This is a genomic window from Bradyrhizobium sp. (assembly GCF_019244115.1).
In the GTDB taxonomy this organism is placed as follows: Bacteria; Pseudomonadota; Alphaproteobacteria; order Rhizobiales; family Xanthobacteraceae; genus Bradyrhizobium.
Genome location: NZ_JAFATE010000913.1, coordinates 1 through 14,656, shown reverse-complemented (window position 1 = coordinate 14,656; position 14,656 = coordinate 1). Strand labels below are relative to the sequence as shown.

General features: G+C 63.8%; 14 protein-coding genes. 6 read left to right on the top strand and 8 right to left on the bottom strand.

The features are described from left to right. Positions 1 to 278: 278 nt before the first annotated feature. From JOZ76_RS38035 to petA, 8 genes are all read right to left on the bottom strand, one after another. Positions 279 to 2,762: a penicillin-binding protein 1A gene (locus tag JOZ76_RS38035; protein WP_291706506.1), complete on the bottom strand. Its 2,484-nt coding sequence runs from the start codon at positions 2,760 to 2,762 to the stop codon at positions 279 to 281. 514 nt (positions 2,763 to 3,276) lie between these two features. Beyond that, on the bottom strand, positions 3,277 to 3,762 hold the full coding sequence (locus JOZ76_RS38030; protein ID WP_291706505.1) for a DUF2059 domain-containing protein: 486 nt from the start codon (positions 3,760 to 3,762) through the stop codon (positions 3,277 to 3,279). Positions 3,763 to 3,884: 122 nt separating this feature from the next. After that, positions 3,885 to 5,114 carry an OpgC domain-containing protein gene (locus JOZ76_RS38025; RefSeq protein ID WP_441300170.1) on the bottom strand — a complete coding sequence of 410 codons (1,230 nt, stop codon included), beginning with the start codon at positions 5,112 to 5,114 and terminating at the stop codon, positions 3,885 to 3,887. A gap of 213 nt (positions 5,115 to 5,327) precedes the next feature. Beyond that, positions 5,328 to 5,621 (bottom strand): antibiotic biosynthesis monooxygenase, encoded by a 294-nt coding sequence (locus JOZ76_RS38020; protein ID WP_291706503.1) that lies wholly within the window; start codon positions 5,619 to 5,621, stop codon positions 5,328 to 5,330. A 97-nt stretch (positions 5,622 to 5,718) separates the two neighbouring features. Beyond that, positions 5,719 to 6,777 (bottom strand): hypothetical protein, encoded by a 1,059-nt coding sequence (locus JOZ76_RS38015; protein WP_291706502.1) that lies wholly within the window; start codon positions 6,775 to 6,777, stop codon positions 5,719 to 5,721. 284 nt (positions 6,778 to 7,061) lie between these two features. After that, positions 7,062 to 7,736, bottom strand: a complete 675-nt coding sequence (locus JOZ76_RS38010; RefSeq protein ID WP_291706501.1) for a dienelactone hydrolase family protein — start codon at positions 7,734 to 7,736, stop codon at positions 7,062 to 7,064. A gap of 230 nt (positions 7,737 to 7,966) precedes the next feature. Further along, the gene (locus JOZ76_RS38005) at positions 7,967 to 10,036 is read right to left on the bottom strand and encodes a cytochrome c1 (protein ID WP_291706500.1); all 2,070 of its coding nucleotides are present in this window, start codon (positions 10,034 to 10,036) and stop codon (positions 7,967 to 7,969) included. 81 nt (positions 10,037 to 10,117) lie between these two features. Beyond that, complete coding sequence (gene petA, locus JOZ76_RS38000; protein ID WP_291706499.1) at positions 10,118 to 10,648, bottom strand: ubiquinol-cytochrome c reductase iron-sulfur subunit; 531 nt, start codon at positions 10,646 to 10,648, stop codon at positions 10,118 to 10,120. A gap of 272 nt (positions 10,649 to 10,920) precedes the next feature. Between petA and JOZ76_RS37995 the strand changes: the two genes are divergently transcribed. The 6 genes from JOZ76_RS37995 to JOZ76_RS37970 all read left to right on the top strand — a co-directional run bounded on the left by JOZ76_RS37995 (position 10,921) and on the right by JOZ76_RS37970 (position 14,536). Beyond that, entirely contained in the window at positions 10,921 to 11,391 is a 471-nt protein-coding gene (locus JOZ76_RS37995) for a tRNA (cytidine(34)-2'-O)-methyltransferase (RefSeq protein WP_291706498.1), read from the top strand. After that, complete coding sequence (gene queE / locus JOZ76_RS37990; protein WP_291706497.1) at positions 11,388 to 12,020, top strand: 7-carboxy-7-deazaguanine synthase; 633 nt, start codon at positions 11,388 to 11,390, stop codon at positions 12,018 to 12,020. Before JOZ76_RS37995 ends, queE begins: the two co-directional genes overlap by 4 nt. Before the next feature lie 28 nt (positions 12,021 to 12,048). After that, entirely contained in the window at positions 12,049 to 12,411 is a 363-nt protein-coding gene (locus tag JOZ76_RS37985; protein WP_291706496.1) for a 6-pyruvoyl trahydropterin synthase family protein, read from the top strand. A gap of 10 nt (positions 12,412 to 12,421) precedes the next feature. After that, on the top strand, positions 12,422 to 13,309 hold the full coding sequence (gene hemF, locus JOZ76_RS37980; RefSeq protein WP_291706495.1) for an oxygen-dependent coproporphyrinogen oxidase: 888 nt from the start codon (positions 12,422 to 12,424) through the stop codon (positions 13,307 to 13,309). Positions 13,310 to 13,382: 73 nt separating this feature from the next. Further along, positions 13,383 to 14,111: an HAD family hydrolase gene (locus JOZ76_RS37975; RefSeq protein ID WP_291706494.1), complete on the top strand. Its 729-nt coding sequence runs from the start codon at positions 13,383 to 13,385 to the stop codon at positions 14,109 to 14,111. Positions 14,112 to 14,230: 119 nt separating this feature from the next. Beyond that, entirely contained in the window at positions 14,231 to 14,536 is a 306-nt protein-coding gene (locus tag JOZ76_RS37970) for a hypothetical protein (RefSeq protein WP_291706493.1), read from the top strand. The last annotated feature ends 120 nt before the right edge of the window (positions 14,537 to 14,656 follow it).

Genomic DNA, 14,656 nt, shown 5'->3' with positions numbered 1-14,656 from the left:
GGCGATGGGAACCATCCTGGTCGGCATGGCGACGCCGCAGCAGTTCGAGGATGCGCTTGCCGCGGTCGAGAAGGGGCCGCTGCCGAAGGCGGCGCTGGAGCGGCTATCGACGCTGCGCCAGACTTTTTCCGGTGAGGCGCGGTGATCACCGGCAACCTATAGTTGTAGTGTGTAGGGTGGGCCAAGGCGCGCTTGCGCCGTGCCCACCATCATCTCACGCGATTGCGGCGCGAAGCGGTGGGCACGCTTCGCTTTGCCCACCCTACCGCTGCTCTGGTTCAATACAGCCCGCCGGTGCCGGGACGGATCAGCGTGCGATCGGCATCGGCCGAGATCGCGGCCGAGCGGCCGTCGCTATCGGCAACGCCGATCACCGAATAATCGTCCGATGGCGCCGTGCCGGGCTTGAACGCCTCCAGCATCGCCGCGGTGCCTGGTGTCGCGCGCATGCCCGTCTTCGGATCGACGCGGACGAGCTTGATGCCCGCCGGGATCCGGAACGGAATCGCCGGCTTGTCGGCGAGCGCGAGTTTCAGAAAATCCCTGGCGATCGGAGCCGCGGTATGGCCGCCTTGCGCGGTGCGGCCGAGGCTGCGCGGCTTGTCATAGCCGAGATAGAGGCCGACCACGAGATCCGGCGAAAAGCCGACGAACCATACGTCTTTTTCGTCGGTGGTGGTGCCGGTCTTGCCGGCAATCGGCTTGCCGACCTCGCGCACCACCGAGGCGGTGCCGCCCTGCACCACCCCTTCCATCATCGAGGTGATCTGGTAGGCGGTCAGCGTGTCGAGCACCTGCTCGCGGCGGTCGACGAGCTGCGGCTCGCCCTGGTTATGCCAGCCGTCGGGCGCCTCGCAGCCGCGACATTCGCGCGCATCATGCCGGAAGACGTTGCGTCCATAGCGGTCCTGGATGCGATCGATCAGGGTCGGCTTCACGCGCCGCCCGCCATTGGCGATCATCGAATAAGCGGTCACCATCCGGATCACCGTGGTCTCGCCGGTGCCGAGCGCATAGGACAGATAATTCGGCAGTTCGTCATAGATGCCAAGCCGCTTCGAATATTCTGAGATCAGCGGCATGCCGACATCCTGCGCGAGCCGCACGGTGACGGTGTTGATCGACCATTTCAGCGCTTCGCGCAGCGTGATGGGTCCGCGATATTTGCCGACCGAAAAATTGTCCGGTCGCCAGACGCCCTGTCCCTGCCCCTGATCGATCTCGATCGGCGCATCGACCTCGATCGACGCGGGCGTGTAGCCATTGTCGATCGCCGAGGCATAGACGATCGGCTTGATGGTCGATCCCGGCTGCCGATAGGCTTGCGTCGCGCGGTTGAACTGGCTCTGGTCGAACGAGAAGCCGCCGACCATCGCGAGCACGCGGCCGGTCCACGGGTCCATCACCACCATCGCGCCGGAGATTTCCGGCAGCTGCCGCAGCCGGTACTGGCCCTCAATCGGACTACCGTCCTTGAACAGCGGATCGGCGTAGATCACGTCGCCCGGCGACAGCACCTGCGCAACCGATGTCGGCGCCCGGCCGCGCATCGGGCCTTCGGCTGCCTTGGCCCATTTCACGCCGTCGATCGTGATCAGCCCAGTCTGCCGTTCCTTGGACACCGCGCCGCCGAGATCGCGACCGGGCTGGAAGCCGATACGGGCCGACTGGTTGCTGGTCTCCAGCACCACCGCCATGCGCCACGGCGAGATGTCCGAGAGCGATTTGACGTCGGCAAGCTTGACGCCCCAGTCGCCCGATATATCGAGCTTGCTGACCGGACCACGATAGCCTTGCGCCTCGTCGAAATTGACGAGGCCGGCGGCCATGGTCTTGCGCGCCATCACCTGCATCTTCGGATCGAGGGTGGTGCGCACCGACAAGCCGCCCTCATAGAGCTTCTTCTCGCCATAGCGCTCAAAAATGTCGCGGCGGACTTCCTCGGCAAAATATTCGCCGGCGAAGGTCTTTGCGCCGTTGCCGCGGCTGGCGACGGTCAGCTGTGCCTTGCGCGCTTTCTCTGCATCGGCCGTGCTGATCCAGCCGTTCTCCTGCAGGCGGTCGATCACGTAATTGCGCCGCTCGACGGCGCGGTCATGGTTGCGCACCGGGTGCAGGCTCCCCGGCATTTTTGGCAGCGCCGCGAGATAGGCCGCTTCCGCGATCGTCAGCTCGTTGACCGATTTGTCGAAATACACCAATGAGGCGGCCGCGATGCCGTAGGCGCCGGAGCCGAGATAGATCTCGTTCAGATAGAGCTCGAGGATCTTGTCCTTCGAATAGGCGCGCTCGATTCGCATCGCGAGCAGCGCCTCCTTGATCTTGCGGGTGAACGACACCTCGTTGTTCAGCAGAAAATTCTTCGCGACCTGCTGGGTGATGGTGGAGGCGCCCTGCGGGCGACGGTTGGACCCGAAATGCTGCAGATAAACCACGGCGGCGCGCGCCATGCCGGTGAAATCGACGCCGCCATGATCGTAGAAATTCTTGTCCTCGGCGGCGAGGAACGAGTTGATCACGAGTTTTGGCACCGCCTGAATCGGCAGATAGAGCCGGCGCTCCCTGGAATATTCGGCGAGCAGCGAGCCATCGACCGCGTGCACACGCGTCATGACCGGCGGCTCATAGTCCTGCAACTGCGAATAATCCGGCAGATCCTGGGAGTAATGCCACAGCAGTCCCGCCACCGCGGCCACACCGCCCAGAAACACGACGGTTCCTGCGGCGAACAGGAAGCCGAAGAAGCGCATCAGCTTTTTCATCAATCCGACCCGTGGGACGCGTTCATAGGATGGAGGAGAAACGCCGTCACAAAACCTCGCTCCCCCTGGCCGCTCGCTGTGCCGAGTTACGCCCGCGCAAAAACCCGATCAGTCCGGCGCCGCCTCGACATGATAGATTCGCTCGGCGGTGCCAACCGGCGGCAACGGACTTTCGCGCGATGACGGTCCTCTCCCCGATGCTGCCTTCATTTGGCCGCCAAGTGTGCATTCAGATTCGCCACCCAAGCCATGGACCAGGAAATTGGCCGCAATAAGAGAAGGCGTTCCTCTCGTCTCGAGCAATGATACGGGCGAGATGAGAGGCGGTTTTGCGAAATCGTGGCCTCGGAGCTGAGCCGACCGGGATCAGGCTCACACAAGCGGATCGCGATTCGACGTCAAATCACCGTGCTGTGGCTTGTTATTTGACGGGAGACACCGGGTTCCGCAGCGAACACGCAGTTTTGAAATACAGCGCGCGCGGAAAGGTCGGGCAGCTTAGAAGTGATCCAGGCTACAGCTTGTGCCCCTTCTGGCGTAGTGCGTCGGTGAGACGCAGCCGCAGCGCCTCGGCGGCCTTCTGACCGACCTCCTGTCCGACCTGCGCCGCCTGCTGCGCGATGGCGGGCGATTTCTCGAGCAGCTTCTGACCGACCGGCAGCCGGTAGAAGGCGTCGATCTGCCGGATCTCGTCGACCGTGAAGTTACTGGCATAGGCGCTCGCCGCAGCGTCCAGCATCTCGTTATAGAACGGCGTATAGGCCTCGGTGATCATCGTGGCCATGGCATCGTAGTCGCGCTCGATTTCTGGCCGGTCCTGCGTCACGACCGGTTTTAGGCGGAGCAGGATCGACGGCAGCAGCGCCCGGTACTGGTCGGCGAGCTTCATCGTGTTCACCAGGGTTCGTGCTGCGCTCATGGCCTCGGGCGTCGGCGCCTGCGCCTGCGCGCCCGATGCCCCCAGGAAGATGACGGCCATCACACAGAAGAGTCTCAGCATACCGCCCTCCATGCCGGCGCCCAAAGCGCGATGGGATTTGGTTGAAATCGCCATCGCGCTTTAGATTCTTGTTTGCGCATGATCTTCTCGGAAGACCGCTGGACACTTTTCCGGATCATGCGCTACCCGGCCGACGGCTGTCCAAGAGCCGCACCGGGCGCGTAGGACGTCTTTCCGGCTTGAATTGCGCTGTCGGGCTGCTCGGCCTCCAGCACGTCGACGAACAGATCCGGGACTTTGTCGGCACGGTCCAGCAACCACGCCGCCGCGATCATGATCAGAATGCCGGCGCCGCTGACGGCAAGCTGCTCCCACACGCCCTTGGTATACTGCGTCAGGATCCAGTGCGCGGAAAATGACAGGAAGACGCCGAGGCAGAAGAGCGGCAGCGAATGCTGGCCGCAGAGAATGACCGGCCGCAGCCATTTCGAGCCATGCGCCTTCCATTCGCGCGGGACCAGATATGTGACGATCGTCGCAAGCGCGAGGAAATGCGTCAGGCGCAGCATGTCGAGGTCGGTCTTGTCGATCGGATAGATCACCTTGATCATCCATTTCGGCACCAGCGATTCGAGAAAGGCGCTGTGCCAGGTCATCACGATCAGCAGCGCAAACGTGAGCCAGATGATGGCGATCGTCATGGCCGTCCTGGACCAGACGAGGTGCGCGATCCCGGCCAGCTGTCCGGAGCCGCACCACGCGGCAAAGACGAACAGCAGCTGCCAGCAGAACGGATTGAAGTACCAGGTCGTGCCCGGTGGATAGGAGGCGAGATTCCAGTCGAACCAGCGCGACAGGCCATAGAGCACGGCGGAGGCGAGCAGGATCAGGTTTGGGCGGCGAACGAGCCACCAGACGATGAACGGCGCCGCGAGCACCAGCGTGATGTAGAGCGGCAGTACGTCGAGATTGACCGGCTTGTAGCGCAGCGTGATGGCCTGCCCGATCAGCACGTCCGGATGCTGGAGAAAATTGAAGACGTTGAACTCGTTCTCATACATCGGGTTGTCGAAGCGCCGCGCGGTGCGCGCGATCTGCGCCGTGAACAGCAGGAACAGCATGATGTGGGCAATGTAGAGCTGGCCGGCGCGCTTCAACAGCCGCTTGAGCGCGGCAAGAAACAGCCCGGCGCGGACGATCGGCGTATAGATGAAGCCGATTAGATAGCCCGAGATGAAGACGAAGAACTCCGCGGCGTCGCTGAAGCCGTAGTTGCGCAGCGTGAGCCAGGCGACGACGTCGTGCGGGATGTGGTCGAGAAAGATCATCCACAAGCCGATGCCGCGGAACAGGTCGAGACGGAGATCGCGCGGAAGGCGCTCCAGCGGCGATCTTGTCTTGGTATCTTCGATGATGCTCACATCCCGCTCCCTCGTCAGAGGACCCCGTCCGGGTTGCCGCTCCGGCACCGTCGCGCGCAAGCGCGCTGCGCGGCGAGCGCGCCCCCCGGAAGCGGCTGATTAAAGCCATTCCTCCGCGGCGAGGGCAAGACCGACGGAGGCTAGGAAGAAGAGCAGGACGCCGGCGCGCGCACAAAACCCGATGATCGCCCACCTTCCCGGCCGTCAGGCCAGCGTATGCACGATCACGGGACCTGCGACCGCACTGGTCTGGCCGACCAGGAGCGGCGCAAGGCTCTGCTCGGCCCAGGCGATGGCGCGCCGGTTGGCCTCCTCGGCACTGGCAAAATTGTTGAAAATGCTGATCGCGGTCACCGTGTCGTCGGGCGCATAGACGACGTAATAGGCCATAAAACCCTCGACATCGCTGATGATCGGAATGGCGCCTTCCTTGATCCGGCGCGCCAATTCCTCCGCGGTCCCAGTCCTGGCCTTGGCTTGGCGGATGGCGGCGTACATGATGGTCCTCCTGCCGGCTGGTGATGAGGCCGATCTTAGGCCCCGCCGGGCAAGATCGCCATCATCAAGCGCCCTCACGGCCTTGGCCGCGGCCGCGTCAGGCGGCGCGGATGGGCCTCGCCATCCCAAGCTGCGTAAACGTCTCCTCCGCCACCCCGAGCGCCTCGTCATAGACGTCATTGCGCTCGACGAAATAGTGGAAATAGCCGGCTGGCGTCTTCGGCTCGATCTCGCACAACTCCACTTTGTGGAACTTCTCGTCTGTAATGACGCCGGCCGCGATCAGATCGTTGATGCGCCGGAGGCCTGCGACCTCCGCCTTGTAGCCGACCGAAAACCACATCTCGGTGTTCCAGTCCTGCACCTCGAACCAGTTGGCCGGCGGCCTGTCACGCCAGCCGTCGGCGAGCGGACGCGCAACAAAGATGCGGTCGAACACGTGCAGTTCGGACACGATGCAGGAGCGGTGGTAGGCGCCATCCATCTGGCCGGAGGGCATGTTCTGGAAGCCGTAGAGCGACAGCCACAGCGCGGACCTGACCGCCTCGGCCGTGATCGGGAGGATCTCCTTCTCGCTCGTCACGTCGGAGACATAGCGCATGTCGTGCGGATGCGGCGACGCCTGCAGGTGCGCGGCATGGGTGTTGGGCAGGGCTTTCTCGGTCGGCAGCAGCGCCCGCGCGGCATCGTTGCCGTAGAGCGAACCGGTCCCCTGCTTCGGATCGTAGCTGTTGAAGACGACACCGATGCGACTGTCATTGAACGTCTTGGCGACGCCGGCGACTTCCGCGTCGGTCAGCTGCGGCACATATTGCTGCGCCGGCAGCAAGCGGTCGGCAAAGAAGTTGAAGGGGTTGTCGCCCAGGCCGAAGGGCGACGTGAGACGGGTGAGCGCTTCGCGATAGGCCGGCCTGAATACGCCGGGATGACCGAATAGGATCGCCCGGAGCTGATCGTAGGGACCGCTGGCGCGGCCCGCCAGGATCAGATGCGTACGCACATCGCGTCCGGCGAGCCAGTCCGCCAGCACCATGATCTGTCCGCTGGTGGCGGTGACGAGTTCTGGTTTGACACCCGATTTGGCCGCGGCGGCCAGAAAGCCGGCGCCATGGGCATTGAAGCCGCCAAGGCCGGCCAGAGCGAATGCGATGCGCATAGCGACCCTCCCAAAAAGGAGCTGCCGAGGCCGCTATTTTAAGTTGTGCAATGCGGAAAAATCAAGTCCCTGACGCTCCGCTGGTCGCCTCACAGACCGCAATTTCTCCAGAGCCCCGCCATGTCTTCCGCGGTCATGACCTCGCCCCGTTCGGCCTGTTCCAGTCCCTCAAGCACAGCGGCGCGATGTGCCGCCGGCACGGCAAACACACCGCTGTTCCGCAGCCGCGATCTGCTCCAGCACTTCCGCGACGTAGCTTCGCCAATTTTCCGGCAACGGTGCAACTACCCCAGATGCTTATGGAAGAACGCGGTCGCGCGGCTCCAGGCGAGTTCGGCCGCCTCGCGATCATGCACGGCCATGCGCTGCTCATTGGCAAAACCGTGATCGGCCTCGTAGCGATGGAGCTCGAGCGCCCGGCCGGCCGCCTGCATCGCCTTCTCCCAGGCATCGACCGCCTGCGGCGTGCACCAGTCGTCCTTGCTGGCAAAATGTGCCTGCAGGGGAATCCTGACATCGGCAGGCCGCGCCGCCTGCTCCGGCGGAATGCCGTAGAATACGACGCCGGCGGTGAGCTCGGGAATTTTCGCCGCTCCGATGATGGTCACCGCGCCGCCCATGCAGAAGCCGGTCAGGCCGACCTTGGCACCATTGCGCGCCAGATATTGCACGGCGCCGCGCACGCTCTGCGTCGTGGCATCCATGAAGTTCAGCGAGGTCATCTGCTTGTTGGCCGCATCCGCGTCGTGATAGGGCACCACCACCCCGCCATAGAGGTCGGGCGCCAGCGCATCGAAGCCCGCCAGCGCAAAGCGGTCGCACATGCCCTTGATCTGGTCCTGCAGCCCCCACCATTCCTGGATCACCACGACACCGGGCGCATCCCCGCGCGCGGCATTGGCGAGATAGCCGGAGGCATCCGTGCCGTCCGGACGCTTGAACGTGATGCTGGTGCCCATGGGGTTCCTCCGCTGTCGGTCTCTTCGAGGCTGCCGATCGCGGCGCATTCTGGCGGTATCGGACGCAGGAGGCAATTGGCCATCCTGTCATTCCGGGGCGCGAGCACAGCGAGCGAAGCCGGAATCTCGAGAATCCGGCTCCGATGCTTCGCATCGCGCCCCGGAATGACAGTGCAAAAAAAGCCCTCGGATTGGGGGCTTTTCGCGATTCACATCACCATCATCAGAAGTCAATGGGCGTCGGCCCAGACTTTCTTCTTGGTGAAATACATCAGTCCGGCAAAGATGATCAGGAAGAAGAAGACCTGAAAGCCGAGCCGCTTGCGCTCTTCCATGTGAGGCTCCGCGGCCCACATCAGGAAGGTCGTGACGTCCTTGGCATATTGCGTCACCGTCGTCGGCGCACCGTCGTCGAACGTCACCTGGCCGTCCGACAGCGGCTTTGGCATCTTGATGGCGTGGCCGGGGAAGTACTTGTTGTAATAGGAGCCGCTCGGCACCTTCGCATCCGCCGGCGGATTGTCCTCAAACCCTTGCAGGATCCCCGCGACATAGTCCGGTCCCTGCTCCTGATACTGCGTGAACAGGTCAAAGATGAACCAGGGGAAACCGCGCTCATAGGAACGCGCCTTGGTGATCAGCGACAGGTCCGGCGGGGCCGCTCCGCCGTTCGCGTTGCGGGCCGCCTGCTCATTGGGGAACGGCGAAGGGAAGTAGTCGGCGGCGCGGCCGGGCCGCTCGAACATCTCGCCCTGGTCGTTGGGACCGTCCTTGATCTTGTATTCCGAGGCCAGCGAGGCGACCTGGGCGGTCGAATAGCCAGGACCGCCGGGATCGCCAAGATTGCGGAAGGCGATGTAGGACAGCGCGTGGCAGTTGGAGCAGACTTCCTTGTAGACCTTGAGCCCCCGCTGCAGCGAACCGCGATCGAACTTGCCGAACGGACCGGCGAACGACCACTTGTTGGCCGGCGGCGTGTCGGCCTCGGCTGCACGGGCCGTATCGATCCCGCCGACCAGAAGGCCCCCGGCCACGATCAGCGCGAGCACGGTCGAGACCATCGGCACCGCCTTGCTGCCGGTCTTCGCCAGCACGTCGTCGGCGATCGAGTTCGGCAGCGGCTTCGTCCTCTCGATCTTGCCGAGCAGCGGCAGCACGACCAGGAAATAGGCGAAGTAGCAGACGGTCAGGATGCGGCCGGCGATCACGTAGATGCCTTCGGGCGGCTGCGCGCCGAGATAGCCGAGCAGCACGGCGACGACGACGAAGATCCAGAAGAACTGCTTGGCCAGCGGCCGGTACTTCGACGAACGGACCTTCGACGTATCGAGCCAGGGCAGGAAAGCGAGCACGAGGATCGCCGAGAACATCGCGATCACGCCGGCAAGCTTATTCGGGATCGAACGCAGGATGGCGTAGAACGGCAGGTAGTACCATTCGGGGACGATGTGCGGCGGCGTCTGCGCCGGATTGGCCGGGATGTAGTTGTCGGCGTCGCCGAGATAGTTCGGCATGTAGAAGATGAACCAGGCGTAGAGCAAGAGGAAGCAGGAGACGCCGAACATGTCCTTGATGGTCGCGTAGGGCGTGAAGGCCACCGTGTCCTTCTCGGTCTTGGGCTCCACGCCGGCCGGGTTGTTCTGGCCCGCGACATGCAGCGCCCAGACATGCAGCACGACCACGCCGGCGATCAGGAACGGCAGGAGATAATGCAGCGAGAAGAAGCGGTTCAGCGTCGGATTGCCGACGCTGTAGCCGCCCCAGAGCAGCGTCACGATGGAGTCGCCGATATAGGGAAAGGCCGAGAACAGATTGGTGATGACGGTGGCGCCCCAAAAGCTCATCTGGCCCCAGGGCAGCACGTAGCCCATGAAGCCGGTCGCCATCATCAACAGGTAGATGATGACGCCGAGGATCCACAGCACCTCGCGCGGCTCCTTGTAGGAGCCGTAATAGAGGCCGCGCAGCATGTGGACATACACGGCGAAGAAGAACATCGAGGCGCCGGTCGCGTGCATGTTGCGCAGCAGCCAGCCGTAATTGACGTCGCGGACGATGGCCTCCACCGAGTGAAAGGCCATGGTTGCTTCCGGCGTGTAGTGCATCGCCAGGATGACGCCGGTCAGGATCTGCACGCCGAGCATCAGCGACAGGATGGCGCCGAACGTCCACCAGTAGTTCAGGTTGCGCGGCGTCGGATATGCCACGAACGAGCCGTGGACGAAACCAAAAATCGGAAGGCGCCGCTCGATCCATTTCAAGACGGGATGGCTCGGCTGGTAATCGGATGGTCCGCTCATTGATGCGATCCTGAAGAAATAAAATCGGCGGCTCGAGGCTAAGGATCGGAGCACGCGCGAGACGCGCGCGCTCCAAGGTCATCAGCCGATCTGGATTTTGCTGTCGGAAACGAATTGGTAGGGCGGCACGGGCAGATTGGCGGGCGCGGGCCCCTGGCGGATGCGGCCCGAAGAATCGTACTGCGAACCGTGGCAGGGGCAGAAGAAGCCGTCGTAATTGCCCTCATGCGCGATCGGGATGCAGCCGAGATGGGTGCAGATGCCGATCACGACCAGCCACTGCTCGTGGCCCTGCTTGACCCGCGACTCGTCGGTCGCCGGGTCTTTCAGGTCGGAGAGCGGCGTCTTCTGGGCCTCGTCGATCTGCTTCTTGGTGCGGTGGCTGATATAGATCGGCTTGCCGCGCCAGAACACCTTGATGTCCTGGCCTTCAGCGACCGGGGTCAGGTCGACCTCGATCGGCGCGCCGGCTGCGATTGTCGAGGCGTCCGGGTTCATCTGGGAGACGAACGGCCACAGCGTGGCCAGACCGCCGACCGCGGCGGCCGCCCCCGTTGCAACAAAAAGGAAATCACGGCGTGTCGGATGATCAGCCGAAGACGCGATGGTCACGATTCCGTACCCTTTCTCATGTTGCAGCCGGAGGACCGCCCCGAGGACGCTACTTAAGCACCTGACCGGGAAGGACTGCCGGCGCCCGCGATCCCCCGCGGCGGCAGATAACCGCTCTATCCCGCCGCCCCGGGGCAGAATAAGCGGTCCAGAATCGTTCTATTGGCACCCTTGCCGAGAGAGCGCAAGCCCGCTATCGGCCAACAAGCACGCAATGCACCAATTCCCAGTAAGTGCGTCCTTCTTTACAAAATTCTGGCCGGCTCCCATCGATGCAGATCGCGCTTTTCCAACCCGATATTCCCCAGAACACCGGGACGATCCTGCGCACCTGCGCCTGCCTGGACGTCGCCGCCCACATCATCGAGCCCGCGGGTTTTGCGCTGTCTGATCGGCTGTTCCGCCGGGCCGGCATGGATTATATCGACCATGTGAGCCTCACCCGTCACGATTCCTGGTCACATTTCGAGGACTGGCGGCGACAAGCCGGCTATCGCCTGCTGCTGCTCACGACCAGGGGGGCCGGCTCCTATCTCGATTTCCGGTATGATGGCGCCGATATCCTGCTGTTCGGCCGGGAATCCAAGGGCGTGCCCGACGAGGTTTTTGCGGCGGCCGATGTTAGGCTCCGGATTCCGATGCGAGGCGGCCGACGCTCCCTGAACGTTGCGGTGGCCGCGGCCATGGTGCTCGGCGAAGCGCTGCGGCAGACCGGTTCTTCCAACCGAGGTACGGTTTCGTGAGCTACGCGGTCAAAGAGATTTTCATGACCCTGCAGGGCGAAGGCGCACAGGCGGGCCGCGCGGCGGTGTTCTGCCGCTTTGCCGGCTGCAACCTGTGGAGCGGACGCGAGCAGGATCGGCAGAGCGCGATATGCCAATTTTGTGACACCGATTTCGTCGGCACCGACGGCACGCTTGGCGGCCGCTATGCCAGCGCCGACGCGCTCGCCGACACCATATCCGGGCAATGGACGGGCGAGGACGCGGAGCGCTTCACCGTGCTGACCGGCGGCGAGCCGCTACTGCAACTGGACGCCGCCCTGATCGCGGCGCTGCATGCGCGCGGCTTTACCATCGCGGTCGAGACCAACGGCACGATCGCCCCGCCCGATGGCCTCGACTGGATCTGCGTCAGCCCGAAGGCTGGAGCCGAGCTCGTAATCCGCGCGGGCGATGAGCTGAAGCTGGTCTATCCGCAGGACGGCGCGGCGCCTGCAGATTTCGCTGATCTGTCTTTCGCACGCTTCTCACTGCAACCGCTGGACGGGCCCGAGATCAGGCAGAACACGGCACGGGCGATCGAGTACTGCCTGAAACATCCCCAATGGTGGCTCAGCCTGCAGACCCACAAGACGCTCGGGATCAGGTAGAGAACAGGAAGCGTTTGGAATTCGACTGATGTGGGAACTGACAAAGTCCTTCCGCTTCGAGGCGGCGCACGCTCTCGGCGGCACCACGCTTGGCGAGGCCAGCCAGGAAATTCACGGCCATTCTTTTCGTGCCGAGGTCACCATTCGCGGCACGCCGGATCCAGAGACCGGCATGGTCATCGATCTTGGCCTGCTGTCACGCAGCATGGCGGAGGTCGAAAAGATGCTCGACCATAAGCTGCTCAACCGGATCGAGGCGCTCGGCCTGCCGACACTGGAAAACCTGCGCTTTATCTTCGATCGCATCCAGCATCTCGGCCGCATCGCGCGTGTCAGCGTACATCGTGACAGCTGCAACGAAAGCTGCACCTATTTCGGGCCGCAGGATTAGAGGTCAACGCATGGACATGGCGACAATCGAGGATCAGAAGGCGCGCGCAAGGACCTGGTTCGAGACCCTGCGCGACCAGATCTGCGCGGCGTTCGAGCAGCTCGAGGATGAGGCGCCGGCCGCGCTTTATCCCGGCGAGCCGGGCCGCTTCGTGCGCCGGCCGTGGGCCCGCACCGATCATACCGGCAAGCCCGGCGGCGGCGGGGTGATGTCGATGATGCACGGAAGGCTGTTCGAGAAGGTGGGCGTGCATTGCTCGACGGTGCATGGCGAGTTCTCGCCGGAGTTTCGCACCCAGATTGCGGGCGCAGCCGACGATCCTCGGTTCTGGAGTTCGGGCATCTCGCTGATCGCGCATCTGCGCAACCCGCACGTCCCGGCCGTCCACATGAACACCCGCTTCCTCGTGACGACGAAGACATGGTTCGGCGGCGGCGCCGACCTCACACCGGTCCTCGATCGCCGGCGCACCCAGGAGGACCCGGATACGATCGCCTTCCACGCGGCGATGCGCGCGGCCTGCGGCGGCGCCAACAGCGTCGCCGACTATGAGAAGTACAAGGCATGGTGCGACGAGTATTTTTACCTGCCGCACCGCAAGGAAGCGCGCGGCGTCGGCGGCATCTTTTACGACCACCACCATTCCGGTGACTGGGAAGCCGACTTCGCCTTCACGCAGGGTGTCGGCCGCAGCTTCGCGCAAATCTATCCCGAGCTGGTCCGGCGCAATTTCCAAAACCCCTGGACGGCCAGCGATCGCGAGGAGCAACTGGTCCGGCGCGGGCGCTATGTCGAGTTCAACCTGCTCTATGATCGCGGCACTACATTCGGACTGAAGACCGGTGGCAATGTGGAGGCCATCCTGTCGTCGCTGCCGCCGGAGGTGAAATGGCCCTGAAGTTGCCCCAGTTGCCCCGCTATATTGGTTCCATCGGCTGTGGGGCATTGTTCGATGTCAGGACAATGGCCGAATGATGCAACTTCCCCGTGCAATGCTGATCGATCTCGACGATACGATCCTGTCGGCCTATGGCCGGCCCGAGATCGCCTGGAACGTCATCGCCGCAGAATTTGCCGACGAATTCGCGCCGCTCACTCCCCAGCAGGTCGCCGCCGCGATCGTGCAGTCGGCGCGCGCGTTCTGGTCGACCGCGGAAGCGGCATGGCGGATGAAGCTCGGAGAAGCCCGGCAGGAGGTGGTGCGCGGCGGCTTCGCTGCCCTGGGGGCCTCAGGCCTGACCTTGAGTGATGATCTCGCAATCCGGCTCGCCGACCGCTTCACGGCTTATCGCCACGAGCAGATGTTCGTCTTCCCCGGCGCACATGCGGCCATCGATGCCCTGAAGGCGCGCGGCATCCGCCTTGCGCTCGTGACCAATGGCGCGGCGGCGACCCAGCGCGCCAAGATCGAGCGCTTTGCGCTCGCGCACCGCTTCGACCATATCCAGATCGAGGGCGAGCACGGCTTTGGCAAGCCGGAGGAGCGCGCCTATCACCACGCCATGGACGCGCTCGGTGTCGCGGCCGGCGACACCTGGATGATCGGCGACAATCTTGAGTGGGAGGTCGAGGTGCCGCAGCGGCTGGGCATCTACGCGATCTGGATGGACAGCCATGGCGACGGCCTGCCCAAAGGATCGAGTATCCGTCCCGACCGCATCATCCGCTCGCTGACCGAGCTATTGCCGGGCGAGGAGTAGTTGATCGCCGCGCGCCATATCGCCGCATCGCCGCGGGCCCACCGTCGCGCCTAATACGGTTGGGCACCGTGCACGCGGCGTGCTAGGGATCTCCGCTCAGGCAGCATGGAGGAGTTGGAATGAGTATCGTGAACCGACGAGGCACTGTCGCCATCGCCGCGGTGCTGGCAATTGGGTTGATGACGCCCATCGGTGCGCAGGCGCAGGATGGCCGGATTGCGGCAGGCGTGACGGTCGGCGCGTTTCATTGGGGTCCCTCTCCTCCTTTCTACCCTTATTACCATTACGGCTATTACGGCGTTCCCGTCGGGTGGTCCGGTCCATTTTGGGGGCCTGCTCCGGTCGCGGGACCTTACGAGGACGGCTGTCACCTCGAGTCCGTTCGCACCGGCCACCATGGGCGCCGTGTGCGCGTCTGCGACTGAACGCAGGCGTCAGGTTAGCCCGCCCTCACACTCCTGATTGTTGCTTGCGCATGATCTCCGCGCACACGCGATGCGTTTGCGCAGCGCTGGATGATCGCGATGCGTTTTGCCACCGCGAGC

Coding starts and splice junctions, on each gene's coding strand:
- JOZ76_RS38015 (WP_291706502.1), bottom strand. CDS start 6,777: ATGCGCATCGCATTCGCTCTGGCCGGCCTTGGCGGCTTCAATGCCCAT.
- JOZ76_RS37985 (WP_291706496.1), top strand. CDS start 12,049: ATGTGGGAACTGACAAAGTCCTTCCGCTTCGAGGCGGCGCACGCTCTC.
- JOZ76_RS38030 (WP_291706505.1), bottom strand. CDS start 3,762: ATGCTGAGACTCTTCTGTGTGATGGCCGTCATCTTCCTGGGGGCATCG.
- JOZ76_RS37975 (WP_291706494.1), top strand. CDS start 13,383: ATGATGCAACTTCCCCGTGCAATGCTGATCGATCTCGACGATACGATC.
- JOZ76_RS37970 (WP_291706493.1), top strand. CDS start 14,231: ATGAGTATCGTGAACCGACGAGGCACTGTCGCCATCGCCGCGGTGCTG.
- JOZ76_RS38010 (WP_291706501.1), bottom strand. CDS start 7,736: ATGGGCACCAGCATCACGTTCAAGCGTCCGGACGGCACGGATGCCTCC.
- JOZ76_RS38020 (WP_291706503.1), bottom strand. CDS start 5,621: ATGTACGCCGCCATCCGCCAAGCCAAGGCCAGGACTGGGACCGCGGAG.
- hemF (WP_291706495.1), top strand. CDS start 12,422: ATGGACATGGCGACAATCGAGGATCAGAAGGCGCGCGCAAGGACCTGG.
- JOZ76_RS38035 (WP_291706506.1), bottom strand. CDS start 2,762: ATGAAAAAGCTGATGCGCTTCTTCGGCTTCCTGTTCGCCGCAGGAACC.
- JOZ76_RS38005 (WP_291706500.1), bottom strand. CDS start 10,036: ATGAGCGGACCATCCGATTACCAGCCGAGCCATCCCGTCTTGAAATGG.
- JOZ76_RS37995 (WP_291706498.1), top strand. CDS start 10,921: ATGCAGATCGCGCTTTTCCAACCCGATATTCCCCAGAACACCGGGACG.